This is a genomic window from Paracandidimonas lactea, from assembly GCF_021653995.1.
Taxonomy (GTDB): Bacteria; Pseudomonadota; Gammaproteobacteria; order Burkholderiales; family Burkholderiaceae_B; genus Allopusillimonas; species Allopusillimonas lactea.
Genome location: NZ_JAJJOZ010000002.1, coordinates 267,141 through 290,516 on the forward strand (window position 1 = coordinate 267,141; position 23,376 = coordinate 290,516).

General features: G+C 63.6%; 18 protein-coding genes. 11 read left to right on the forward strand and 7 right to left on the reverse strand.

Features of this window, described 5'->3' with window-relative positions; genetic code table 11:
- The first annotated feature begins 50 nt into the window (after window positions 1–50).
- Genes LOL23_RS05195 through LOL23_RS05225 form a run of 7 tightly spaced genes read left to right on the forward strand, consistent with a single transcriptional unit; the run spans window position 51 to window position 11,140 of the window.
- Window positions 51–2,765 carry a nitrate/nitrite transporter gene (locus LOL23_RS05195; RefSeq protein WP_160978460.1) on the forward strand — a complete coding sequence of 905 codons (2,715 nt, stop codon included), beginning with the start codon at window positions 51–53 and terminating at the stop codon, window positions 2,763–2,765.
- Between the two features lie 45 nt (window positions 2,766–2,810).
- Entirely contained in the window at window positions 2,811–6,560 is a 3,750-nt protein-coding gene (locus tag LOL23_RS05200; protein ID WP_237173248.1) for a nitrate reductase subunit alpha, read from the forward strand.
- Complete coding sequence (gene narH / locus LOL23_RS05205) at window positions 6,557–8,080, forward strand: nitrate reductase subunit beta (protein WP_160978456.1); 1,524 nt, start codon at window positions 6,557–6,559, stop codon at window positions 8,078–8,080. Before LOL23_RS05200 ends, narH begins: the two co-directional genes overlap by 4 nt.
- Window positions 8,077–8,772, forward strand: a complete 696-nt coding sequence (gene narJ, locus LOL23_RS05210) for a nitrate reductase molybdenum cofactor assembly chaperone (RefSeq protein ID WP_160978454.1) — start codon at window positions 8,077–8,079, stop codon at window positions 8,770–8,772. Before narH ends, narJ begins: the two co-directional genes overlap by 4 nt.
- Before the next feature lie 13 nt (window positions 8,773–8,785).
- Entirely contained in the window at window positions 8,786–9,523 is a 738-nt protein-coding gene (narI, locus tag LOL23_RS05215) for a respiratory nitrate reductase subunit gamma (RefSeq protein ID WP_160978452.1), read from the forward strand.
- Window positions 9,520–10,590, forward strand: a complete 1,071-nt coding sequence (locus LOL23_RS05220) for a peptidylprolyl isomerase (protein WP_160978450.1) — start codon at window positions 9,520–9,522, stop codon at window positions 10,588–10,590. Before narI ends, LOL23_RS05220 begins: the two co-directional genes overlap by 4 nt.
- Before the next feature lie 37 nt (window positions 10,591–10,627).
- Entirely contained in the window at window positions 10,628–11,140 is a 513-nt protein-coding gene (locus tag LOL23_RS05225; RefSeq protein WP_160978448.1) for a DUF2478 domain-containing protein, read from the forward strand.
- A gap of 76 nt (window positions 11,141–11,216) precedes the next feature.
- On the opposite strand, the gene LOL23_RS05230 is transcribed toward LOL23_RS05225, so the two are convergent.
- The 7 genes from LOL23_RS05230 to LOL23_RS05260 form a co-directional block, all read right to left on the reverse strand.
- Window positions 11,217–12,188, reverse strand: a complete 972-nt coding sequence (locus tag LOL23_RS05230; protein ID WP_160978446.1) for a Bug family tripartite tricarboxylate transporter substrate binding protein — start codon at window positions 12,186–12,188, stop codon at window positions 11,217–11,219.
- An 82-nt stretch (window positions 12,189–12,270) separates the two neighbouring features.
- Window positions 12,271–14,019 (reverse strand): SulP family inorganic anion transporter, encoded by a 1,749-nt coding sequence (locus LOL23_RS05235; RefSeq protein ID WP_237173249.1) that lies wholly within the window; start codon window positions 14,017–14,019, stop codon window positions 12,271–12,273.
- A 195-nt stretch (window positions 14,020–14,214) separates the two neighbouring features.
- Complete coding sequence (locus LOL23_RS05240; protein WP_237173250.1) at window positions 14,215–15,177, reverse strand: GntR family transcriptional regulator; 963 nt, start codon at window positions 15,175–15,177, stop codon at window positions 14,215–14,217.
- A 4-nt stretch (window positions 15,178–15,181) separates the two neighbouring features.
- The gene (pdxA, locus tag LOL23_RS05245) at window positions 15,182–16,234 is read right to left on the reverse strand and encodes a 4-hydroxythreonine-4-phosphate dehydrogenase PdxA (protein ID WP_237173251.1); all 1,053 of its coding nucleotides are present in this window, start codon (window positions 16,232–16,234) and stop codon (window positions 15,182–15,184) included.
- Window positions 16,234–17,448 carry a four-carbon acid sugar kinase family protein gene (locus tag LOL23_RS05250; protein WP_160978440.1) on the reverse strand — a complete coding sequence of 405 codons (1,215 nt, stop codon included), beginning with the start codon at window positions 17,446–17,448 and terminating at the stop codon, window positions 16,234–16,236. The genes pdxA and LOL23_RS05250 overlap by 1 nt, the downstream gene beginning before the upstream one ends.
- Before the next feature lie 2 nt (window positions 17,449–17,450).
- Entirely contained in the window at window positions 17,451–18,473 is a 1,023-nt protein-coding gene (locus LOL23_RS05255; RefSeq protein WP_237173252.1) for a 2-keto-3-deoxygluconate permease, read from the reverse strand.
- A 258-nt stretch (window positions 18,474–18,731) separates the two neighbouring features.
- Complete coding sequence (locus tag LOL23_RS05260; RefSeq protein ID WP_237173253.1) at window positions 18,732–18,875, reverse strand: hypothetical protein; 144 nt, start codon at window positions 18,873–18,875, stop codon at window positions 18,732–18,734.
- 14 nt (window positions 18,876–18,889) lie between these two features.
- Between LOL23_RS05260 and LOL23_RS05265 the strand changes: the two genes are divergently transcribed.
- The 4 genes from LOL23_RS05265 (at window position 18,890) to LOL23_RS05280 (ending at window position 23,336) form a co-directional block, all read left to right on the forward strand.
- Complete coding sequence (locus LOL23_RS05265) at window positions 18,890–19,570, forward strand: Fe2+-dependent dioxygenase (protein ID WP_160978437.1); 681 nt, start codon at window positions 18,890–18,892, stop codon at window positions 19,568–19,570.
- Window positions 19,567–20,718 carry an alpha-hydroxy acid oxidase gene (locus LOL23_RS05270; RefSeq protein ID WP_237173254.1) on the forward strand — a complete coding sequence of 384 codons (1,152 nt, stop codon included), beginning with the start codon at window positions 19,567–19,569 and terminating at the stop codon, window positions 20,716–20,718. Before LOL23_RS05265 ends, LOL23_RS05270 begins: the two co-directional genes overlap by 4 nt.
- Before the next feature lie 216 nt (window positions 20,719–20,934).
- Entirely contained in the window at window positions 20,935–22,347 is a 1,413-nt protein-coding gene (locus LOL23_RS05275) for an FAD-binding oxidoreductase (RefSeq protein ID WP_160978435.1), read from the forward strand.
- A gap of 104 nt (window positions 22,348–22,451) precedes the next feature.
- On the forward strand, window positions 22,452–23,336 hold the full coding sequence (locus LOL23_RS05280) for an NAD(P)-dependent oxidoreductase (protein ID WP_160978434.1): 885 nt from the start codon (window positions 22,452–22,454) through the stop codon (window positions 23,334–23,336).
- The last annotated feature ends 40 nt before the right edge of the window (window positions 23,337–23,376 follow it).

Below are 23,376 nucleotides of genomic sequence, written 5' to 3' on the forward strand. Positions count from 1 at the left end.
ACAGTGCGTACGGTATTCTAGCGACAGGCTTTTCTCCAGGATTGACCGCTATGTCAAGCATTCCCCTGCCCAGCCGTACAGACCAGCAACGCGCCCTGGTGCTCAGTACAGTAGCTTTCACAGTTTGCTTCGCCGTATGGACACTTTTTTCCATTATCGGCCTGTCGATCAAGGACGAGCTGGCGCTTTCCGAGTTCGAATACGGCGTTCTCATCGCTACGCCAGTGCTGACGGGGTCGCTGTCTCGCCTGATTCTGGGTGTGTGGACTGAACGCTATGGCGGGCGGCTGGTGTTTGCGATCCAGATGGTGCTGGCCGGCGCCGCCACTTTCGCACTGACCTGGGCCGACAGCTACCCTACCTTCCTGTTGGCCGCGCTCGGGGTTGGCCTGGCGGGCGGCGCCTTCATTATCGGCGTCACCTACGTCACAAAATGGTATCCACAATCCCAGCAAGGCACTGCGCTTGGCGTATTCGGCATGGGCAATATCGGCGCGGCAGTGACGACATTCCTCGCGCCCTTTGTGCTGATCTCCTGGGGCTGGCAAGGGGTGGCGCAAATCTGGGCGGTCGCGGTCGCCGTCACCGGCATCCTCTTTTTTCTGTTGGCCAGAGACGATCCTGATTTTGCGGCGCGGCGCGCTCAAGGCATCGCGGCTCCCAGCCTTGCGGAACAGTTCGCCCCCTTGAAAAAACTGCAGGTCTGGCGCTTTTCGCTTTATTACTTTTTTGTTTTCGGGGGCTTCGTTGCCCTGGCGCTGTGGCTTCCCTACTACATGGTGCAAGTCTATGGCGTAGACGTGCGCACGGCGGGTGTTGCCGCGTCGCTCTTCAGCCTCGCGGCCAGCCTGTTTCGCGCCTATGGCGGCGTCCTCTCTGACCGCTTCGGCGCCCGCGCCGTCATGTATTGGACGTTCGGATTTTCCCTGCTATTTCTGTTCATGCTGTCTTATCCGCCGACCGACTACGTCATCCGCGGAAAAGACGGCCCCATTGCGTTCTCGACAGAGGTCGGCCTGTGGCCTTTCGTCGCCGGGCTTTTCGGCCTCGGCTTCTTCATGAGCCTGGGCAAGGCAGCGGTGTTCCGGCACATCCCCGTCTATTATCCGAAACATGTCGGTTCGGTCGGCGGCTTGGTAGGCATGATAGGCGGGCTGGGTGGCTTCGTCCTGCCTATCATTTTCGGTGTGCTGCTTGATGTCACAGGCATCTGGACCTCGTCATTCCTGCTTCTGTTCCTGATAGTGCTGGTGTCGGTGAGCTGGATGCATCTGTCGATCCGGGCCATGGAGCGGCGGGCGCAAGGCCGTGCCCTGGACCGACTGCCGAACTTCCCCGAACTCGCGGATGTGCACGATCCGGAACGCACCGTCATGCCGCATGTGGTGCAGGACTGGCGGCCTGAAGATCCTGCATTCTGGAACGAAAAGGGCCGGCGTATCGCCAAGCGCAACCTGTGGATATCGATCCCGGCGCTGCTGCTTGCCTTCGCGGTATGGATGGTCTGGTCGGTGGTGGTTTCGAAACTGCCTTCCATCGGCTTCAAGTTCACACAAGACCAGCTATTCTGGCTGGCAGCCCTGCCGGCGCTGTCCGGGGCAACGCTGCGCATCTTCTATAGCTTCATGGTGCCGATCTTCGGCGGCCGGTTGTGGACCACACTCTCCACCGCGTCGCTGCTGCTTCCCGCGATGGGCATAGGGTATGCGGTGCAGGATCCCACCACGCCTTACTTGATCTTCGTGGTGCTGGCGCTGCTCTGTGGCTTCGGCGGCGGCAATTTCGCCTCATCCATGGCCAATATCAGCTTCTTCTTCCCACGCGCGGAAAAGGGCCACGCCATGGGCTTGAACGCGGGGCTGGGCAACCTCGGGGTCTCGGTCATGCAGTTCCTGGTGCCGCTGGTCATCACCGCTGGTGTATTCGGGGCGGTCGGCGGCGCGCCGCAAACGATGTCGGACGGCGGGCGCATCTGGATGCAGAATGCCGGCTTCATCTGGGTGCCCTTTATTCTCGCCTCCACCGTGGCCGCGTGGCTGGGCATGAACGACCTGGCCGACGCGCGCGCCAGCTTCCGAGAGCAGTCGATCATCTTCGGCCGCACCCAGACCTGGGTGATGTGCCTGCTGTATATCGGCACGTTCGGCAGTTTCATCGGCTATTCCGCAGGCTTCCCGCTGTTGTCCGGCCTGGTCTTCCCGCACGTTGACGCCTTGCAGTTTGTGTTTCTGGGGCCCTTGATCGGTGCGCTCAGCCGCGCCGGCAGTGGCTGGCTGGCAGACCGCATCGGCGGCGGTCGCGTCACTTTCTGGGTCTTTGTTGGCATGATCGTCTCCGTCCTGGTGGTGATCTGGGGGCTGCAGAACGCTTCCTTCAGCACTTTCTTCGCGGGCTTCATGGCGCTGTTCTTCTTCACCGGGATCGGCAACTCGTCCACCTTCCAGATGATCCCGGTCATTATGCGCAAGGAAATCGCCCGCCTGTATCCCGAGCAGAACGCCGACGCACAGCGCCGCCAGTCCGATCGCGAAGCAGCGGCCATTGTCGCCTTCACGAGCGCCATCGGCGGCTATGGCGGCTTCTTCATCCCCAAGGCCTATGGCACATCCATCGGCCTGACTGGCGCGCCGCTGGCAGCCTTGTGGAGCTTCTTCGCCTTTTACGTCCTCTGTCTATTCGTCACATGGGCCGTCTATACACGCCGCGGCGGCCTGTTGCATGACATCGAGCACCGCCGGCCCCTTCCCGTCGCGGTTTCCGCATAAATACACATCAATCCAGGAGAAAGCCATGAACCCAAGGAGACAGCCATGAGCCACTTGTTGGACCGACTGAACTTCCTGACTTCACTGCGCAAGGATACCTTCGCAGGCGGCCACGGCCAGACCACGATCGAGAACCGCGACTGGGAGGACGCCTATCGCCGCCGCTGGCAGCATGACAAGATCGTGCGTTCCACGCACGGCGTGAATTGCACGGGTTCCTGCTCCTGGAAAATCTACGTCAAATCGGGGATCGTCACCTGGGAGACGCAGCAGACCGACTATCCACGCACTCGGCCGGACCTGCCCAATCACGAGCCGCGCGGCTGTGCGCGCGGCGCCTCGTACAGCTGGTATCTGTACAGCGCCAACCGGATCAAGACCCCCCTGATTCGCGGTCGGTTAATGCGGCTGTGGCGCGAGAAGCGCAAGACCATGAGCCCCATCGAGGCCTGGGCCGCAATCCAGAACGATGCGGCCGCCCGCGCAAGCTATACGCGCACCCGCGGCAAGGGTGGTTTCGTGCGTGCAAGCTGGGACGAGGCGACTGAAATCGTCGCGGCCGCCAACGCTTACACCACACGCAAGTACGGCCCCGACCGCGTGTTCGGCTTTTCACCGATCCCGGCAATGTCCATGGTGTCCTATGCGGCGGGCACGCGCTACCTGTCCCTGCTGGGCGGCACCTGCATGTCGTTTTACGACTGGTACTGCGACCTGCCGCCCGCCAGCCCCCAGACCTGGGGCGAGCAGACCGACGTGCCCGAATCCGCCGACTGGTACAACGCGGGCTTCCTGCTGCTGTGGGGTTCGAACGTGCCGCAGACGCGCACGCCCGATGCCCACTTCTACACCGAGGTGCGCTACAAGGGCACCAAGAGCGCCGTGGTCTGCCCCGACTATTCCGAGGCCGCCAAGTTCTCGGACATTTGGCTCAACGCGAAGCAGGGCACGGATGCCGCGCTGGGCATGGCATTCGGCCATGTCATCCTGCGCGAGTTTCACCTTGACCGGCAAGTTCCTTACTTCGAGGAATACTGCCGCAAGTACTCCGACATGCCGATGCTGGTGTGCCTGGACCGCCAGGGCGGCCGGCTGGTTCCCGGAAGGCAGTTGCGGGCTGCCGACTTCGCCGATGATCTCGGTGAAGCCAACAATCCCGACTGGAAGACGGTGGGCCTGGATGAGCAATCCGGCAAGGTCGTGGTGCCAAACGGCTCCATCGGCTTTCGATGGGGCGAAACGGGCAAGTGGAATCTGGAGCAGAAGGCCGCGGGCGACGACGTTCGCCTCAAGCTCAGCCTGATTCTGGATGCAGACCATGACGAGATCGCGCCTGTCGACTTTCCGTTCTTCGGCGGCGCTGCCGCCAACGGCTTCGAAGTGGATGCGCGTGGCACGGTACTGACCCGCAATGTGCCGGCGAAGCGCCTCACGCTGGCCGATGGCAAAGAAGTGCTGGTTGCCACTGTCTTCGACTTGCTTTGCGCCAACTACAGCCTGGATCGCGATCTGGGCGGCGAGCATGTCGCGCGCGACTACGACGCCGATGAGCCGTTCACGCCAGCCTGGGCTGAGCGCATTACAGGGGTGCGCCGCGACAAGATCATCCAGGTTGCGCGCGAGTTCGCCGCCAATGCCGAAAAAACCAATGGCCGCTCCATGGTCATCATCGGCGCGGGTATGAACCACTGGTTCCACATGGACATGAATTACCGCGCTGTCATCAATATGCTGGTGATGTGCGGCTGTGTGGGCCAGTCGGGCGGCGGCTGGGCGCACTATGTGGGCCAGGAAAAGCTGCGCCCGCAAACAGGTTGGACGCCGCTGGCCTTTGCCCTGGACTGGGCGCGTCCCCCGCGCCACATGAATGCCACCAGCGCCTGGTACGCCCATACAGATCAATGGCGTTACGAAACCGTCAGCGCCGCCGAAATCCTGTCGCCCACGGCGCCTGCTGGCGATTGGAACAAGCTCAGCCTGATCGACTACAACATCCGTGCCGAGCGCATGGGTTGGCTGCCATCGGCGCCGCAATTGAAAACCAACCCGCTGGAAGTTGGCCGCGCCGCCAAGGCTGCGGGCGTCGATGTGAAAGACTACGTCGCTGAGCGACTGAAAACCGGCGCGCTGCAGATGTCCTGTGAGGACCCGGACGCGCCCGAGAACTGGCCACGCAACCTGTTCGTCTGGCGCTCCAACCTGTTGGGCTCCTCGGGCAAGGGCCATGAGTATTTCCTGAAGCATCTGCTCGGTACCGCGCACGGGGTGCAGGGCAAAGACCTGGGCGCCCAAGGCGGCGTGAAGCCCGTCGAAGCGGCCTGGCACGAAAATGCGCCCGAAGGAAAACTCGACCTGCTGGTGACCATTGATTTCCGCATGTCGACCACGGCCGTGTATGCCGACATCGTGCTGCCCACCGCAAGCTGGTACGAGAAGGACGATATGAACACGTCCGACATGCACCCCTTCATCCACCCGCTGCAGGCGGCCGTCGACCCGGCGTATGAGTCCAAGTCAGACTGGGAGATCTTCAAGGAGATCGCCAAAAAATTCTCTGAAGTCGCGCCCGACATCCTGGGCGTGGAAAATGACGTGGTGCAACTGCCTTTGCAGCACGACAGCCCGGGTGAATTGGCGCAGGGTGTGGTGCGCGACTGGAAACAGGGCCAATGCGAGCTGATCCCCGGCAAGACCGCGCCCGCCTACATCGCTGTTGAACGCGACTATCCCAACCTTTACAAGCGCTACACGGCGATCGGCCCCTTGATGGAGAAGATCGGCAATGGCGGCAAGGGTATCGCCTGGAACACAGAGACAGAGGTCCATCATCTCAAGGCCTTGAATGGCACCGTTACCGAGGAAGGTGCAACCAAGGGCATGGCGCGTCTGGACACGGCCATCGACGCCGCCGAGATGATCCTGATGCTGGCCCCCGAAACCAACGGCGAAGTGGCCGTCAAGGCGTGGGATGCGCTGGGCAAGGCAACCGGGCTGGATCATCGTCACTTGGCGGCCGTCAAGCAGGACGAGAAAATACGTTTCCGTGACATCGCCGCGCAGCCGCGCAAGATCATCTCCTCGCCCACGTGGTCGGGGATAGAAAGCGAAGAGGTCTGCTACAACGCCGGCTGGACCAACGTCCACGAACTCATCCCCTGGCGCACTGTCAGCGGACGCCAGCAGCTTTATCAAGATCATGAATGGATGCGTGCGTTCGGCGAAAGCTTTGTCACCTGGCGCCCGCCCGTAGACCTGAAAACTGTGGGCACGGCGGCAACGCGTTCACTGGCGAAAGACGAGCCGCACGTCGTCCTGAACTTCATTACGCCGCACCAGAAATGGGGCATACACTCCACCTACACCGACAACCTGTTGATGTTGACGCTGAACCGTGGCGGGCCCGTGGTATGGATCTCTGAAGTCGATGCCAGAAAGGCTGGTGTGGTCGACAACGACTGGGTCGAGGTGTTCAACACCAATGGTGCCATCACCGCACGCGCAGTCGTCAGCCAGCGGATGAAGGAAGGCTCACTGTTCATGTATCACGCCCAGGAGAAAATCGTGAACACCCCGGGCAGCCAGATCACCGGCCAGCGCGGCGGCATACATAACTCCGTGACCAGGATCGTACTCAAACCCACGCACATGATCGGCGGTTATGCCCAGCTCGCCTATGGCTTCAACTATTACGGCACGGTCGGCTCCAACCGCGATGAGTTCATCATTCTGCGCAAGCTGCCCAAAGTGGACTGGATGGACCAGCCCGTAACCGACATCGCGGAGGCAAGACAATGAAAATACGCGCCCAGATCGGAATGGTGCTCAACCTCGACAAATGCATTGGTTGCCACACCTGCTCTGTTACCTGCAAGAACGTCTGGACGAGCCGCGAAGGGGTCGAATACGCCTGGTTCAACAACGTCGAAACCAAGCCCGGCATCGGCTACCCCAAAGACTGGGAGAACCAGAAGCGCTGGAATGGTGGTTGGACCCGCACCAAGTCGGGTGCGCTGCACCCTCGGCAAGGCGGCAAGTGGCGCATTCTGGCCAACATTTTCGCCAACCCCGATCTTCCCGAAATCGACGATTTCTACGAGCCGTTCGACTTTGATTACGATCACCTGAAGTCCGCCCCCGAAATGCAGGCTTTCCCCACGGCAAGGCCGCGGTCGAAGATATCGGGCGAGCGCATGGAGAAAATCGAATGGGGCCCGAACTGGGAAGAAATCCTGGGCGGTGAGTTCGAGAAGCGCTCCAAGGACTACAACTTCGAGGGCATCCAAAAGGAAATCTACGGCCAGTACGAAAACACCTTCATGATGTACCTGCCCAGGCTGTGCGAGCATTGCCTCAATCCGGCCTGCGTCGCGTCCTGTCCATCTGGCGCAATCTACAAGCGCGAAGACGATGGCGTGGTCCTGATCGACCAGGAAAAATGCCGCGGCTGGCGCATGTGTGTCTCGGGCTGCCCCTACAAGAAGATCTACTACAACTGGTCTACAGGCAAATCCGAGAAGTGCACGCTGTGCTATCCCCGCCTGGAAAGCGGCCAGCCCACGGTGTGCTCTGAAACATGCGTGGGGCGCATCCGCTACCTTGGCGTCATGCTCTATGACGCCGACAAGATCGCCGAAGCCGCAAGCGTAGAAAACGAGAAAGACCTCTACGATGCCCAGCTCGGCGTCTTCCTTGACCCGCACGATCCTGAAGTGATTGCCCAAGCGCGCGCGGCAGGCATACCCGAGGACTGGATCAAGGGCGCGCAGAACTCGCCCATCTGGAAGATGGCGATGGAATGGAAGATCGCCTTCCCGCTGCACCCCGAGTATCGCACCCTGCCCATGGTCTGGTACGTGCCGCCGCTGTCGCCCATCCAGAACGCTGCCGAGGCGGGCAAGATTTCCGCACAGGATGACATGCCCGATGTCGGCTCGCTGCGCATCCCCGTGCGCTATCTTGCCAACATGCTGACAGCCGGGGATGAGGCGCCGGTCGTTTCCGCCCTGGAGCGAATGCTGGCCATGCGCGCCTACATGCGCGCCAAAACCATTGATGGCGTCATCAACCTGGGCGTGGCCCAGCGCGTCGGACTGAGCCCTCATCAGATCGACGAGATGTACCAGTTGCTGGCCATCGCCAACTATGAAGACCGTTTCGTCATCCCGACCACGCACCGTGAATTGGTCGAGGATGCCTACGACCTCAAGAGCGGATGTGGCTTCACTGACGGCAACGGCTGCTCGTCCGGCAGTTCGGGCACCTCAATGTTCGGCGGCAAGAAGAAGTTCCGCAGCCCGCAGGAGTTCATCGCATGAAGACGTTCAAAGCCCTGTCTTTGCTGCTCAGCTATCCCTCTACCGACCTTCAGCAGGCCATGCCCGCGATCCGCGAGCTGCTGGCTGCGGAAGGCATACTGGCACCCGCGGCCGTCGAGGCGCTAAACCCGCTGCTCCTGTCCCTGGAAACCGGCGATCTCTATGACATCCAGGAACGCTACGTCCTGCTGTTTGATCGTTCGCGCACCCTGTCGCTCAATCTATTCGAGCATATCCACGGCGAGAGCCGCGACAGGGGCGGCGCCATGGTCGACCTGCTCGCGACCTATCGCGCGGCCGGCTTCGACCTTGCCGCGTCAGAGCTGCCCGATCACCTGCCTGTGCTGCTGGAGTTTCTGTCCACCCGCTCGCTGGATGAGGCACGCGACATCCTGGCCGACGCGGGGCACATCCTCGTGGCCCTTGCCGAGCGCCTGGTACGGCGCGAAAGCATCTATGCCCCTGTGCTGCAGGCGCTGACGGCACTGTCCGCCGCTGATCCTGCAACCGAAGAGGCGCAAGCCCTGTTGACCCAACGGGACGACAACCCCGAAGACCTGGCTGCCCTGGATGCCGTGTGGGAGGAGGCCCAGGTTACCTTCGGCCCCGACCGGAGCGCAGGCTGCCCGAGCGACACCCAACCCATTAGCATCGTCCGCAAGAACCCCGCACCGGCTCCCGCCGTGCGCTGAACGGGAGGCTGGCATGAATAACTTCGTCTTTGGCATCTATCCCTATATCGCCCTTACCGTCATGGTGGTGGTCAGCATCGTCCGCTATGATCGCGATCCCTTTACCTGGAAATCAAAATCCAGTCAGCTTTTGCGCAAACGCCAGTTCGTCATTGGGTCGGTCCTGTTCCACGTTGGCGTGTTGATTATCTTCTTCGGCCATCTGGTCGGGCTGCTGACGCCGATCCAGCTCTTCGACATGCTTGGCATTGCCCACGGGGCCAAGCAAATCATGGCCATCGTCGTCGGCGGTGTGGCAGGCATTATGGCATTGGCGGGCGGCTGGCTGCTGCTGCACAGGCGCCTGTCCGACCCACGCATACGCGCCCACTCCACCTTCGCCGATACCGGCATCCTGGTGCTGCTGATGATTCAATTGGTGCTGGGGCTGGCGACCATCATCGTTTCACTGGGCCATCTCGACGGCAATGAAATGATCAAGCTGATGAACTGGGCCCAGGCAATCATCTATCTGCGTCCGGGCGCAGCCGCATACATGGCTGACGCGCACTGGCTGTTCAAGCTGCATATCATGATCGGCCTGACCATCTTCCTGCTGTTTCCCTTCACCCGGCTTGTCCATATTTTTTCCGCGCCTGTGCGCTACCTGTGGCGGCCCGGTTACCAGATCGTGCGCTCGCGCCGCGGCGCAAAGCCCGCGGCCAGCGGCCTGACGCCGCTGCCGCGCTCAGAAATGGGGCAAGGCAAATGAAAGTCGTCAACCATGCGCGCCAGCGGACTGGCGCTCCGGCCGGAGGCGTTGCTGTCGAGGGTGTTCCTGCAACGAGCGGCCCCGTCGGGGCAGAGTACATCCCCGCACAGCAGAGCCCTGCGGATGACACCATCGTGGGTGGCGTCGTCATCCCTGCCAAGCCGACTGTCATCCACCACGGCCATCCACCGGCCGGTGCCGCCGGCGGTGGGAATCACACTGCTGCGGCGCACCGAGCCATCCATCCCATCCCCGCACAGGCCGACATCACGGTCAATGATGTGACCATCGCCGCCGAAGCGATTGCTTCCGAGGCCCAGAACCACCCCGCGCCGCGCGGCAACCCCGGCTGGGCCCTGCAGGCGGCCGCCAAGGCGCTCGTGATGCGAGAACTCTTGCTGCAGGAGGCGGCGGCTTGCGGCATCGTGCCCGATCCCATCGAGCTCGAAGCCGGAAAACTGGAAACAAACGAGGAAGCGCTGATCCGCCAGTTGCTCGACCAGGCCATTGCGCCGGCAACCATAGACGATGCGCAGCTGCGCGCCGTCTATGACGCGGCGCCAGAACGCTTTCATGGCCCCTCGTTGTTCGAAGCCGCGCATATTCTGTTCCCCGCTCCCGCAGACGACCCTGCCGCGCGAGCGGCTGCACGCGAGCGCGCCACCGCTGTGCTGGACATACTGCGGCAGAAGCCTGACAGCTTTGCGTCGCTTGCCGCCGAACACAGCGCGTGTCCCTCGCGGGCCAATGGCGGCATGCTCGGCCAACTGGCATCGGGTGATACCGTGCCTGAATTCGAAGTCGTCCTCGGTACGATGGAAGAAGGAAGCATCGCTGATACGCCTGTGGAAACCCGTTACGGTGTTCACCTGATCCGGCTTGATGCCCGGATACGCGGCACACTATTGCCCTTTGATACCGTGCTGCCGCAATTGCGCGCCGCGCACGAGAAAGCCAACTGGGTGCGTGCCAGCCGCGCATACATCGAATCTCTGGCGGCTCGTGCCAAGATCACCGGGATAGACTTGGCGCAAACGCCCCAGGAAAAGGCGACCGCGCCGGCATGATCGCCGCGCGGCGCTTCTTCGGGATGTGAGTATCGCGATGAAACTTGGATACGTCTCCGTGCACGGCCGTGGCCGGATCGATCGTCTGCTCGCGGACGTTGTCGCCGAACTGGAAGCACAGGACGTCGCCCTGGCCGGAACCGTGCAGACCAATATCCATCGTGATGATCGTCCCGCATGCGATATGGACCTGCGCCTGCTGCCCGATGGGCCCGTGGTGCGCATCAGCGTCGACCTTGGACCCCATGCGCGCGGCTGTCGCCTGGACGCCGGCGCCCTGGAACAATCGGTGCTCTGGGTATCGGGCGCATTGGATGGCGCCGAGCTTGTGGTGATCAACAAATTCGGCAAGCGCGAAGCGGAGGGCAAAGGGCTGATCAACGTCATTGCCGACGCCCTGGAACGCGGCCTCCCCGTGCTGGTCGGTGTCAATCAACTGAACCTGCCCGCTTTCCTGGCCTTTTCCGCAGGCGCGGCCGTGGAACTGGCCCCCGAGGTCTCGCCCGTGACTGCATGGTGTCTGGCGGCGGCGGATCCAGGCCGGTCGTGATGACCTCGGTGGCTCTGGCGGGTACCTTGTTCGCGGCGCCTTCGAGGGCGCCGCGCTTTTCTGTGGAGAGGCCAGCCTAGTTGGTGGACGCGCCGGATTGCTTGACGGCCTTGCCCCATTTGGCGATTTCGCTGTCGATGAATTGGCGGCCCTGGGCCAGGTCGTACACCAGTGGTTGTGCGCCGCGGTCTTTCAAAGCCTTGTCGACGGCGGCCGATTTCAGGATGCCATTGATCTTGCCATTCAGATACGCAGTGATATCGGCCGGCGTTGATGCGGGTGCGAAGACGGCTGCCCAGCCTACTGCTTCGAAGCCCGGATAGCCTGACTCGGCCACGGTGGGGATATCTGGGATCTGGGCCACGCGCTCGCCTGTGGTAACGGCCAGTGCGCGTGCAGCGCCCGACTGGATATGCGGCAGTGCCGCCGTCACAGAATCCACCATGAGCGGCACGTGGTTGCCCAGGAAATCGGCCTGAGCGGGGCCGCTGCCCTTGTAGGGGATGTGGCGCATATCGATGCCGGCGTCGGCTTTGAACATTTCGGCGGACAGGTGCTGCGTACCACCTACGCCGGCGCTGGCGTAGGCGAGGTCGCCGGGTTTTGCCTTGGCACGTTCAACCAGTTGCGTCAGCGAGGAAATCCCGCTTTGAGGATTGGCCAGAAATACCAGCGGCACGGTAAAGATGCCGCCCACAGGCACGAAATCATTTTTCAGTGAATAGCCCGGATTGCTGTACAGCGTTTGGTTGACCGCGGCAGCGCTGCCACCGACCACCAGCGTGTAGCCATCGGGTTTGGCGCGCGCCACGAATTGCATACCGATATTGCTGCCCGCGCCCGCCTTGTTTTCGACAATGACAGACTGGCCTGTTTCGGTGGCCAAGTGTTCGGCGACAATGCGGGCGAAGATGTCGGTGGCTTGCCCCGGCGGGAACGGCACGATCATGGTGATGGGCCGATCGGGATAGGCGGCATGCGCCATCGTGGCGGATGCCGCCAACGCACAGGCCAGCAGTGTGCGGGTAAGGTTTTTGGATGTGGACATAAGCCAAGTCTCTCGTTGATGTTGTGATGTGTGATGCAGGGCGATTATAGGGAAGGCTGCATGTCGGGTCGGCGGGTGCGGCTCAGTGGTTCGGTTGGACAGCGTCTTCCCAGTCTACCCACGGCACATCATGGCTGGCCAGGTAGCCGCTGACGGCCTGGCCTAGGGTGGGGAAGAATCGCCTTTCGCCGAAGCGCTCGAACAGGCCGAAGCGTTTGAGTTTGTCCTTGACCGGGTCTTTCATTTCCGCGAAAACCAGCGTGATGCCGCGCGCCGCCAGGGCTTCGTCCAGCTCGGCCAGCATATCGGCCGAGGTGACGTCTACGCTGGTCACCGGCTCCGCGGCGACAACCAGCCACTTGATCGGCGTAGGGGCGCTGTTCACTGCGCCTTCCACCAGCCGGTGAAACCACTCTGCATTGGCGAAGAACAGCGGCGCGTCCCAACGGAACAGCAGCAGCCCCGGTACTTGCCTGGCATCCGGATGGCGCGTGATGTCGTGGTAGCCCTTCAGGGCGTGTACACGGCCAAGCACAGCAACATGCGGCCGCCAGCCGTCCCACAAGAACTCGATGATGGCGGCAACAATTGCGAGGCCGATGCCGGGGACGGGGCCAAGCAATACAACCCCTGCGGCGCAGCCTATCGACAACCAGAACTCCCAGCGCTGAATGCGGTAAATGCGTTTGAGGTCGGTAACCTCGAAGAGGGCAGCGGCCGAGAAGATGACGACGGCGGCCAGCGTGCTGGCGGGCAGGTGGCGCAGCAGGCCGGGTGCGAACATCAGCAAAGCCGACACAGCCAGTGCGCCCACGACGCAGGCCAACTGCGTCCTGGCACCCGTCGCTTCGGCAACGGGTGTGCGCGAGGCGCTGCTGCTGACCGGAAAGCCTTGGAACAGCCCCGCCGCCAGATTGGCCGCCCCCAGGCCGATCGCCTCTTCATTGGGTTCGACGCTCTCCTTGAGCTTTGCCCCATAGCTGCGCGACAGAATGCTGGTTTCAGCGAAGGACAGGACCGCTGCGGCTACACCACCCATGACGACAGGCCCAATATCTGCGGCAGCAATCAAAGGAAGGACGGGTGCGGGCAAGCCCTGCGGCAGCGTGCCCAACACGGCGACCCCATGCGCGCCCAGATCCATGAATTGCGCCAGCGCGGTTGTGCCGGCTACAGCCACCAGCGTGGCTGGGATGTACTTGCGTTTGCGCAGTGCTGCCATGATGGTAATGCTGATCAGGCCTATACCTACCGCCCATGCATTGGCGCTGCCATTCCAGATGCCCGACAGCGCACCCCAAAACCTTTCGGGAACACCTGGGGCGTTGACATCAAACCCGAACAGGGCGGGCAGTTGGCTGACCACCACCGTCAGGGCGATACCGTTCATGTATCCATAGCGGATGGGCTTGGAAAGCAGCTCTGTGACAAAGCCCAGCCGGGCAATGCCGGCCAGAACGCAGGTAATGCCGGACACGATGGCCATAGCCCCCGCCAGCGCGGCGGCGCGCGCTGGGTCGCCGCCGGAAAGCGGCAGGACGACGACCAGGATGATGGCGGCGAGTGCGGAATCGGGGCCGACGACCAGGATGCGGCTGGGCCCGAACAATGCATAGGCGAGAAGCGGAACGATGGTTGCGTAGAGCCCGTGGATGCCCGGCAGGCCGGCCGCGATGGCGTAGGCAATGCCCACGGGCACGAGCACAGCAGCGAGCGCAAGCCCCGATGCGATATCGTGGCGGAGCCAGCCTGCCTGGTACTGCTGCAAGACCCGCAGCCCGGGCATCCAGTCGCGCCAGCCCTTGCCCATCCCCGCTCCTTGTTCGTGCATCGTTATCGCATTGCAGACAGGGAGCGTAGCGCAAGACGGCGGTTGCCGCCACCGAGGATTCATCTATGACGAGGCAGGTGAAGCAGTGCCGGCCACAGTGTTGGCCAAGATGGGGCAGTAGCGGTGTAGCCGTCCGCCCGGCATGAAGATTGAATGGCGTGAGAGCCTTCTTCAGCCGCGGGCCCGGAAGCTGCTTTATACGGCGCCGCGCCGCAGGCGGCGCACGTTTTCCAGTGCTTCGGTCAGCGCCCGCTCCAGGTCTGCCAGTGCCCCGCCTGCGCCCATCCCCTCGCCGGTTGCGGCTGGCGTCGCCGACAATGCGGTTTGGGTAGCCGCCGGTGTGGTCGAGAGGCCCCGGGCGCGCCCAGCCATGGGTGCATGCTCTGGCAGGGCAAGCTGGATCTGTTCACCCCCTGGGTCCACATCCACATCGAACACCAGTTGCTCGGCCCGATGCCAGGTCGTAAACCACTCCAGCGGTTGCTCATGCTGATCCAGCCCCTGGCCCTCCAGCATCAGCAGGGGGCTGCCTTCCGTTACCCGCAGCACATGTGCCAACTCGGCGTCCGCGCCCACCGCACGGATTTGATTGCGTCCGCGCCCTGGCAGCAGCCCGTAGCGCTGGGTGATCGTGCGATGCAAAGAGGCATTGTGCAGTTCGTCGGCGCCCAGGCCGGGTACCCGCTGGCGTGGCAGCCAGGTGCGTACAAAGGCCAGCGGGCCGTCCCCCAGGCCGCGCACGCGCTCCAGCACCAGCGTGTCGTCGGTGCCGAAGAACGCGGCGACAGGCGGTGGTGGGTTTGCGGGTTCAAGCCGCAGCACTTGGGTGCGCAAAGCGGTGCCGGTGCTGGCGAATTGTTCGAACAGCCCGGTGGAGCGCTGCACAATGCGCCGATGCTCGACCGGTGCGGCCACAATCGGCGCGCGGCCCGCCTCGCGATGGATCAGGCCGCTGGCCGCCAGCTGGGCGAGCGCCTGCCGCACAACGCTGCGCGCCACGCCGAACTGCCGGCACAAGGTAGCCTCACTTGGCAAGGCGGCGCCAGGCGCCAGGCGCTTGGCGTCGATATCGTGGCGCAGGGCCAGCGCGATCTGCGCGTACAAGGGCTGTGCGCTGGAGCGATCCAGCGCAATGCCTGCCTGCGAGGCCTTATCCATGGCCTCAGCCGCCCGTGGTGTTGCGGGCGGTTTCCCACACATGCGACCAGCCCGGCGCCAGTGTTGCGGCACGTTCGGCTGCGAGGATCAGGCTGTCTTCACGCGCAATGCCTTTGCCGGCGATGTCGAACGCCGTGCCGTGGTCCACGGACACGCGTACAACGGGCAGGCCAACCGTGATGTTGACGCCATCGTCGCCATAGACCGACTTGAACGGGGCGTGGCCCTGGTCGTGATAGCAGGCGATGACGAATTTCCACTTACCGCGCACGGCCTGTGGAAACAGTGCGTCAGCGGGGATGGGGCCTGCGGCCAGAATGCCGGCCGTATTGGCTTCGGCAACGGCGGGCGCGAGGATCTCCGCATCTTCGGTCCCGAAGATGCCGTTCTCGCCAGCGTGCGGGTTCAGTCCGGCGACGGCAACCGGCTCATCCGCGCGCCCCAACGCTTGGGCGAACGAGCCGGCCAGGCGCAGTACGGCGCGCATGCGCTGTGGATTGACGTCTTCGATCGCCTGCCGCAGCGACACATGCGTGGTGGCATGAAAGATATACAGATCGCCGGCCGACAGTACCAGCGAGTAGGTTTTGACGCCGAACTCGTGCGCGAGCAGCTCGGTATGGCCGGGCCATTTGTGGCCGGCCAGGTGCATGGCTGCCTTGTTCAGCGGCGGCGTCACGATGCCATCGATGCGGCCTTCGCGCGCCAGGGCGCAGGCGGTAGTGACGAAACGCACCGAGCCGTCGCCGGCATCGGCACTCAGTTCGCCATAGGGCACGTGGGCCAGCGAAGGGCCCGCCTGCAGCACTTCGATGAGGCCCGGCGTGTTCTGTACCTGCTCGGGGCTGTCGACCACATGCACACGGCTTTCGTCCTGGCCCAGCAGCGCCACAGCCTTGCGCAGCGCGCCGGCATCGCCCACCACGAACAAGCGTGCGCGCTGGCGCAGATCGTCATGGCCCAGCAGCATCTTGGCGGTGATCTCGGGGCCGATGCCAGCGGCATCGCCCATGGTGACAGCCAGCAGAGGCAGGTGGCCGATAGTGTTTGTGCTCATCAGGTAAATCTCCGTTCCCGGACCGCGCGTGCGGCCCGGATCAATACATCATCCGCGCCAAAGCCACCGGCCTTGGTCACGATGGGCAGGCCGGCCGCCGGCCCGCCCGTCAGGGTGCCGACGGGTACGCCACCGGTCACTTCATCCGCCAGTGCAATGCCGCCGGCCTGCAGTGCATCGAGCACGGCGCTGGCGCCATCGCCGCCCGTGGCAACCACGCCCGCGGCGGAAAACGCCTGGATCATCCACCCGGCGAGAGCGCCCAGATGCGCGGCCACGGTATCCGCATCCACCTCGGGATGGCGTCCTTCGGGCGCCAGCAGCACCCATGGCGTCTGTACCGACGCCGCGACGGCCTCGTCGCACACCGTCGTGCGCCAGTCTTGCCAAGCCTGTTCGTCGGCGAGCTGCTGCAAGGTGGGCGACCAGACTTTTGCGCCCGCATCGGCCAGCGCCGCGGCCTGGCGGCGCGAGGCGCTGTGTTGCGATGTAATCACCACCAGCACAGGGCCTTGCGAGTCGGCTGCGGCCCACACACGCGCCAGCGGCGTTGCCAACCCGCCCGAACCCACCGGTAGGGCGCGCTCGCCGATCAGGCCGATGGCTTGCGCCAGTCTTTCCATGTCATCGGGGGTGACGGCGTCGACCGCTACCACGTTACCGACCTGTTCGATGCGCGCCGCCAGGGCATGGTGCGATTCGCCCGGGATGAGTGCCAAGTGCGCGGCGGCCAGCAGCGTGGGGATATGGCTTTCGGTGACTGGCGTTACCGGATCCGTTGCCGCGGACGTCTGGCTGACGGGTACGCCATCAACATACAGGATACCGTCTTTGACGGTACGGCCGGTGGCCGGGAAGGCCGGGCACACCACCGCGATAGCGTCGTCGCGCCAGGCCTGGCGCGCGGCGTCGATCTCGGCCTTGAAGGCGCCCCGCAGCGTGGAGTCCACTTTCTTGTACAGGCGGCGAACACCTGCGGCCCGCAGGGCGGCCAGGTCTTCACCCACCACCTGCGCGGCCTGCGCGGCCGGCAGTGCACGGCTGTGTGTGGTGACGGCCAGAACCTCGGCGCTGGCGGCACCCGGGTCGGCCAGCGCCTGCGCCGCGCGCCCCACCGACAGCTGAGTTTTCCAGCCGGCGCGCACGAACTGGACGGCGGTATCGCCCGAGCCGGTCAGGTCATCGGCCACCACCGCAATGAACGGGGTCGCCACAATCAGACCTTCGCGTCGGCCAGTTCGGTGGCATTGAAGTCGGCCGCCACGTCATCGGCCGGCTTCAGTTCACCCGCGCGCTTCAGGAAGTAAGAGGCGAGCACAGGGGCCAGGATAGAGCTGATCAGCACACATGCGGCCACCTGCGCAGTCGCGGTAGAGACATACTGCTGGAAGTTGGGGTCGGCCGCCGCGACCACGGCTGGCGTGGCGATCGCGTTGCCGGCTGTGGTGCCGGCCGCGAAGCCGATGCCGCTCTTGCCGCCGCGACGCAGAATGAAGCGATAGCCGAAGTAGACCAGCGCGCCAGTGATGGGGCTGATCAGCAGGCCCAGAATCAGGCCGGTTGTGCCGCCCGAAATGACCGCGCCCAGATTGATGCCGGTGCCCAGCGCGAAGGCGAAGAAGGGAATAACAATATTGGGGACGGGCTTGAGCGCATCGCGCCATTGCACATCCAGGTTGCCGACGACAACGCCCAGCAGGAAAGGCACCAGCGCGGCGACCAGTGCCACGACAGGGATGTCGGCCAGGCCCGATGCACCCAGGAACAGCAGGCTGAAGAAGGGGCCATCGTTGACTGCGCTGGCGACATAGGCGCCGCGGTCACGCTGGTCGCCATACTGGCCGGTATAGGCCAGCCACAGGCCGCCGTTACTGTTGTCGAACGCGGCCAGCATGGCAAGGATCGACACGCCGGCAATGCCGTTCAGGCCCACAAAGCTGCCCAGGATCACAATCAGCGTGGCGGGGATCAGCGTCTTGCAGAGCAGAATGGTGCCGGCGGTGGCCAGGATGGGGCCGCCCGTGCGCATGTTCACTTGGGTGCCGGTCGCGAAAATCAACAACGCGATCAGAGGCAGGGCGCTGTTCTTGAACAGGGCGGTGGTAAAGCCGCCGATGCCCAGGGCGTCGGGGAAAAACGTACCAATGATGGAACCAAGGATGAGCGGGATCAGCATGAGGCCGCCCGGCACCTTCATCATGGTGGAGTACATGGGGATACGTGAAACTTCGGTCGTCATCGGATGCTCCGGAAGCGACAGGACCTGGGAAGAGGCCTGGGAGGATAAAGGAAAGAAGCTTGAAAAATGGCGCAATTCTACACCTGTACGTACAACGTGTCCGTACAAAACTGCAGATTTGTGTCTAAAAATCACAACGCTGTCAACGCGAAGATATGCCAGGGGGACGATACGCGCCTTCCTAGCATTCATGGCATCATCGGGACGAACTACGCGTTCAACGACAAACGGGATGCGGGCGTGAGAGACATGGCCTATTCAACGTTTTTGCTGCGTCTGAATATGAATAATATGGTTGGCCACTTTTGCATTGAGCGCGGTGCCACCTGCTTCGGCGGCCTCCGGTTGTACGGCGCGCCGCACCGCCATTCTGAATGCGAACGCGCGGTTCAGATCCACCAACCAGGGTTGCCACTATGATGCACACGATTCCCGACGTCCTGTCCGCCGACCAGGTCGCGCAGTGTCGCACGGCGCTCGAACAGGCGCAGTGGGCAGATGGCCGCGTCACGGCCGGCCACGTGGCCATAAAGGCCAAGCACAATCTCCAGCTGCCGCTCGACCACCCGGTGGCGCGGCAACTGGGGCAGTTGATCATGGCGCAATTGGCCGGCAATACCGCATTCATTTCGGCGGCACTGCCGCTGCGCATACTGCCGCCGCGCTTCAATCGGTACGAAGGCGGGGGCAATTACGGCAACCATATCGACAATGCTATTTTCGGCGTGCCAGGCTCTGGCGAGCGCGTGCGCAGCGATGTTTCGAGCACGCTGTTCCTGTCCGACCCTGACGAGTACGACGGCGGTGAGCTGATCGTGGGCGACACCTTTGGCGAGCACCGCGTGAAGCTGCCGGCCGGCCATATGGTGGTGTATCCCGGCTCCAGCCTGCATCGCGTCACGCCGGTAACGCGCGGCACGCGCCTGGCGGCGTTCTTCTGGACGCAAAGCCTGGTGCGCGAAGACCACCGCCGCGCCCTGTTGTGGCAACTGGACGATGCCATACAGCAGCTCACAGCGAGCGCGCCGGACCACGGCAGCATCCCCGCACTGACGGGTGTGTATCACAACCTTGTACGCGAATGGTCGGAAACATGAGCGCGCCCGAACAGGCCGCGCCGCTGCCGCCGCTGGTGCGCATACCGTCCGACATCGCGGCCGTCACTGATTACGAACCCTACGCCCGTGACCGCATGACTGCATCCGCATGGGCGTACGTAAATGGCGGCGCGGCTGACGAGCTCACGCTCAACGATAACCAGGCTGCTTACCGGCGCATACGGCTGCGCCAGCGGGTGCTCAGGGACCTCGCTGGCGCGAGCACTGCGCTTACGCTGCTGGGCCGGGCCTTTGACAGCCCGATCATGCTTGCGCCTGTGGCCTGGCACAAACTGGCGCATCCCGAAGGCGAAGCGGCCACCGCACTGGGGGCGGCGGCGATGCGCGCCGGCATGGTAGTCAGCACTCAGGCCAGCCTCAGCCTTGAAGACGTGGCGCGCTTGGCCCAGGGGCCGCTCTGGTTTCAACTGTACGTGCAGACCGACCGTGCGTTCACCTTGTCGCTGGTGCGCCGAGCCGAAGCGGCGGGTTATGAGGCGCTGGTTCTAACCGTGGATGCGCCGGTCAGTGGCCTGCGCAACCGCGAGCAAAGGGCATGTTTCACGCTGCCTGCCGGTGTCGAAGCCGTCAACCTGCGCGGTATGAAAGCGCCCGCCCACACGGCGCAGGAAGGCGGCGGGGCGTTGTTCGGCAGCCCCCTGCTGGCGCATGCGCCTACCTGGAATGACCTGCACTGGCTGGCGCGGGCAACGCACTTGCCGGTGGTCGTCAAGGGTATTGTTCATCCCGACGACGCCCTGCGGGCACTTGACCACGGTGCCGCGGCCGTGGTGGTATCCAACCACGGTGGCCGCACACTAGATACGCTGCCCGCCACTATCGAACTGCTGCCCGGCGTCGTCCAGGCCCTCAACGGCCGTGCGCCAGTACTGGTCGATGGCGGCATCCGCCGGGGCAGCGATGTGTTCAAGGCGCTGGCGCTGGGCGCCAGCGCAGTGCTGGTGGGCCGCCCCTACATCCACGGGCTGGCTGCGGCCGGCGCGGCAGGCGTGGCCCATGTGCTGCATATGCTGCGCACCGAGCTGGAAGTCACTATGGCACTCGCGGGCACGCCCACCCTTGCCGATATCGATGCCTGCGCCATCCACCCGCGGGATCTCGCCGCGGTCGGCTATTCGTGGTCGTAGCAGGCGGCCTTTGGCAGAGAAGCCACGACGTGTCGTCTACCCGAGGCCATCGTAGTGCCTGCTGTCTTGTACAAGCACCTTCCCGCAGCGTTGCCGATAGACGAGCCGCGCGCGCCTGCCTGCGGGCGCTGGGCCGCGCCAAGACGCCGCCGGCCAAGTCACTATAGAATCACTCTCATACGATTACCCAGCAACTTACCGGCAACAACCACAGAAATGACGACGCAAACTTTCCTGGACAGCCTGGTCCAGCTTCTTGGCAAGGATATTGTTCTCACCAACCAGGCGGATATCGAACCCTGGCTGTCCGACTGGCGCGGGGTATACAAGGGGCAGGCGCAGGCGGTGGTGCGGCCGGTGAATACGCAGCAGGTGGCCGACTGTCTGCGTCTGTGCAACGAACACAAAGTGCCAGTGGTGCCGCGCGGCGGCAACACCGGGCTGTGCGGTGCGGCGACGCCGGATGCGTCTCCGGCCAATGTGATCCTGTCGCTGGACCGCATGAACGCAATTCGCTCGATCGATACGATTGCGAACACGCTGGTGGCCGATGCCGGCTGCATTCTCGGCAACCTGCGCCGCGCTGCAAACGAGGCGGATCGCCTGCTGCCACTGAGTCTGGCAGCCGAAGACTCCTCGCAGATCGGCGGTAATGTGGCCACCAACGCGGGCGGCGTCAATGTGGTGCGCTACGGCATGGCGCGCGAGTTGGTGCTGGGCATTGAGGCGGTGCTGCCCGATGGCCAGGTGTTCAATGGTCTGCAGACGCTGCGCAAAGACAATACTGGCTACGACCTGAAGCAGCTCTTCATCGGCTCCGAAGGCACGCTGGGCGTTATCACCGGTGTGGCGCTCAAGCTGCATGCGCCCACACACGTGCGGTCGGTGGTGCTGGTGGCGGTCGAATCCGCGCAGCAGGCTCTCGAGCTGTTTCGCCTGGTGTTTGGCGCCTGCGGTCCGCGTCTGCAGGCTTTTGAGTTTTTCACCGATGCCTGCCTCGATCTCGTGCTCACGCATGTCGATGGGCTTCAGCAGCCTTTTGCGGATCGCCATGGCGCCTATGTACTGATCGAGTTGGCCGATACGGCCAACGAAGAGGCGCTGCAGACACTGCTCGAAGAGGTGATTGGCCAGGCGCTGGAGCAAGGGCTGTGCCAGGATGCCGTCGTGTCGGCGTCGCTGCTCCAGCTGCAGACGCTGTGGCGGCTGCGCGAAGAAATCTCCGAGGCGCAGCGCGCCGACGGGCCGCACCTGAAACACGATATTTCGCTGCCGATCGAGCGCATCCCCGCATTTCTCGAAACGGCCGAACAGCGCCTGCGCGAGGTGGCGAGCGATTGCCGGCTGTTCATCTTCGGCCACTTCGGCGACGGCAACCTGCATTACAACGTGTCGCGCCCGCTGGGTGCGGACAAGTCCTGGGCGCACGATTGGGAAGAACGCATCGCTGACGTCGTGTTCGGTGAGGTGGCAGCCTATGCGGGCAGCATCAGCGCCGAGCACGGCATCGGCCAGCTCAAGCGCCGTTCTTTCCACCAGCATAAAGATCCGCTGCAAATAAGCCTGATGGAGCAGATCAAAAAGGTACTGGATCCGAACGGCATCATGAACCCGGGCAAGGTGCTTTGAAGGCCTGTTGCCCTGCTGTGCGCAGCCGTTGCCCGGCCCCGTGCAGCGGGGCTGCCGCATAATGTTTGGATGAGTGAATTGAACACAAAGCCGGGAGACTCTGCATGCGTGCAACGGTAGGGATGGTGGGCGTTGGCCTGATGGGCCACGGCATCGCAAAGAACATCGTCAGCAAGGGCTGGCCTTTGCAGTTCCTGGAACACCCGGGCAATCAGCCCGTGCAGGACCTGATAGCCAAAGGCGCCACATCCTGTGCGCACGTGGCCGAACTTGCGCAGGCCAGCAGTATCATCGTGCTGTGTGTGACGGGCACGCCCCAGGTAGAGGCAGTGCTGCTGGGTGAAAACGGCGCACTGGCCGCCATCCGGCCTGGCACCATCATCATCGATTGCTCCACCGCCATTCCCGCGTCCACCGAGGCCATCGCCAAGGCTGTGGCCCGTGCGGGCGGCCGCTTTATCGATGCCGCAATGACTCGCACGCCCCTGGAGGCCGAGCAAGGGCGGCTGAACCTGCTGGTGGGTGGAGAGCAGGCCGTCTATGAAGAGATGCTGCCGCTGCTGCGGGCCTTTGCCGAGAACATTTTCTATGCCGGGCCTGCGGGGTCGGGGCACAAGCTAAAGCTGCTGCACAATTATGTATCGCTGGGTTTTGCCACGCTTTTGGGCGAGGCGGCCGCCTGCGCGCGCGCAGGCGGCATAGACGCCAGCGTGCTGGTAGAGGCGTTGAGCCAAGGCGGCGGCTATGGCGCCGCGCTGGATCGCGTTGCGCCCTTCCTGCTGGAGGGCGATACGTCGCGCATGCAGTTCTCGGTGAGCAACGCCCTGAAGGACATCAGCTATTACAACAGCATGGCCGAAGGCTTGGCGGCCCAGCGCCACATCGCTGCGGGCTTGCGCGACGCGCTGTCCAGCCTGGTCGATGCAGGCTTCGGCAACGGCTACATCGCCGCTACGGCCGAGCAGTTCGGCAAGCTGCCGCAGCGCTGAGCCGGCCCCTTTTTCGCATACCGGCCTACGCGCGCCCGCT

Coding starts and splice junctions, on each gene's coding strand:
- LOL23_RS05195 (WP_160978460.1), top strand. CDS start 51: ATGTCAAGCATTCCCCTGCCCAGCCGTACAGACCAGCAACGCGCCCTG.
- LOL23_RS05200 (WP_237173248.1), top strand. CDS start 2,811: ATGAGCCACTTGTTGGACCGACTGAACTTCCTGACTTCACTGCGCAAG.
- narH (WP_160978456.1), top strand. CDS start 6,557: ATGAAAATACGCGCCCAGATCGGAATGGTGCTCAACCTCGACAAATGC.
- narJ (WP_160978454.1), top strand. CDS start 8,077: ATGAAGACGTTCAAAGCCCTGTCTTTGCTGCTCAGCTATCCCTCTACC.
- narI (WP_160978452.1), top strand. CDS start 8,786: ATGAATAACTTCGTCTTTGGCATCTATCCCTATATCGCCCTTACCGTC.
- LOL23_RS05220 (WP_160978450.1), top strand. CDS start 9,520: ATGAAAGTCGTCAACCATGCGCGCCAGCGGACTGGCGCTCCGGCCGGA.
- LOL23_RS05225 (WP_160978448.1), top strand. CDS start 10,628: ATGAAACTTGGATACGTCTCCGTGCACGGCCGTGGCCGGATCGATCGT.
- LOL23_RS05230 (WP_160978446.1), bottom strand. CDS start 12,188: ATGTCCACATCCAAAAACCTTACCCGCACACTGCTGGCCTGTGCGTTG.
- LOL23_RS05235 (WP_237173249.1), bottom strand. CDS start 14,019: ATGCACGAACAAGGAGCGGGGATGGGCAAGGGCTGGCGCGACTGGATG.
- LOL23_RS05240 (WP_237173250.1), bottom strand. CDS start 15,177: ATGGATAAGGCCTCGCAGGCAGGCATTGCGCTGGATCGCTCCAGCGCA.
- pdxA (WP_237173251.1), bottom strand. CDS start 16,234: ATGAGCACAAACACTATCGGCCACCTGCCTCTGCTGGCTGTCACCATG.
- LOL23_RS05255 (WP_237173252.1), bottom strand. CDS start 18,473: ATGACGACCGAAGTTTCACGTATCCCCATGTACTCCACCATGATGAAG.
- LOL23_RS05265 (WP_160978437.1), top strand. CDS start 18,890: ATGATGCACACGATTCCCGACGTCCTGTCCGCCGACCAGGTCGCGCAG.
- LOL23_RS05270 (WP_237173254.1), top strand. CDS start 19,567: ATGAGCGCGCCCGAACAGGCCGCGCCGCTGCCGCCGCTGGTGCGCATA.
- LOL23_RS05275 (WP_160978435.1), top strand. CDS start 20,935: ATGACGACGCAAACTTTCCTGGACAGCCTGGTCCAGCTTCTTGGCAAG.
- LOL23_RS05280 (WP_160978434.1), top strand. CDS start 22,452: ATGCGTGCAACGGTAGGGATGGTGGGCGTTGGCCTGATGGGCCACGGC.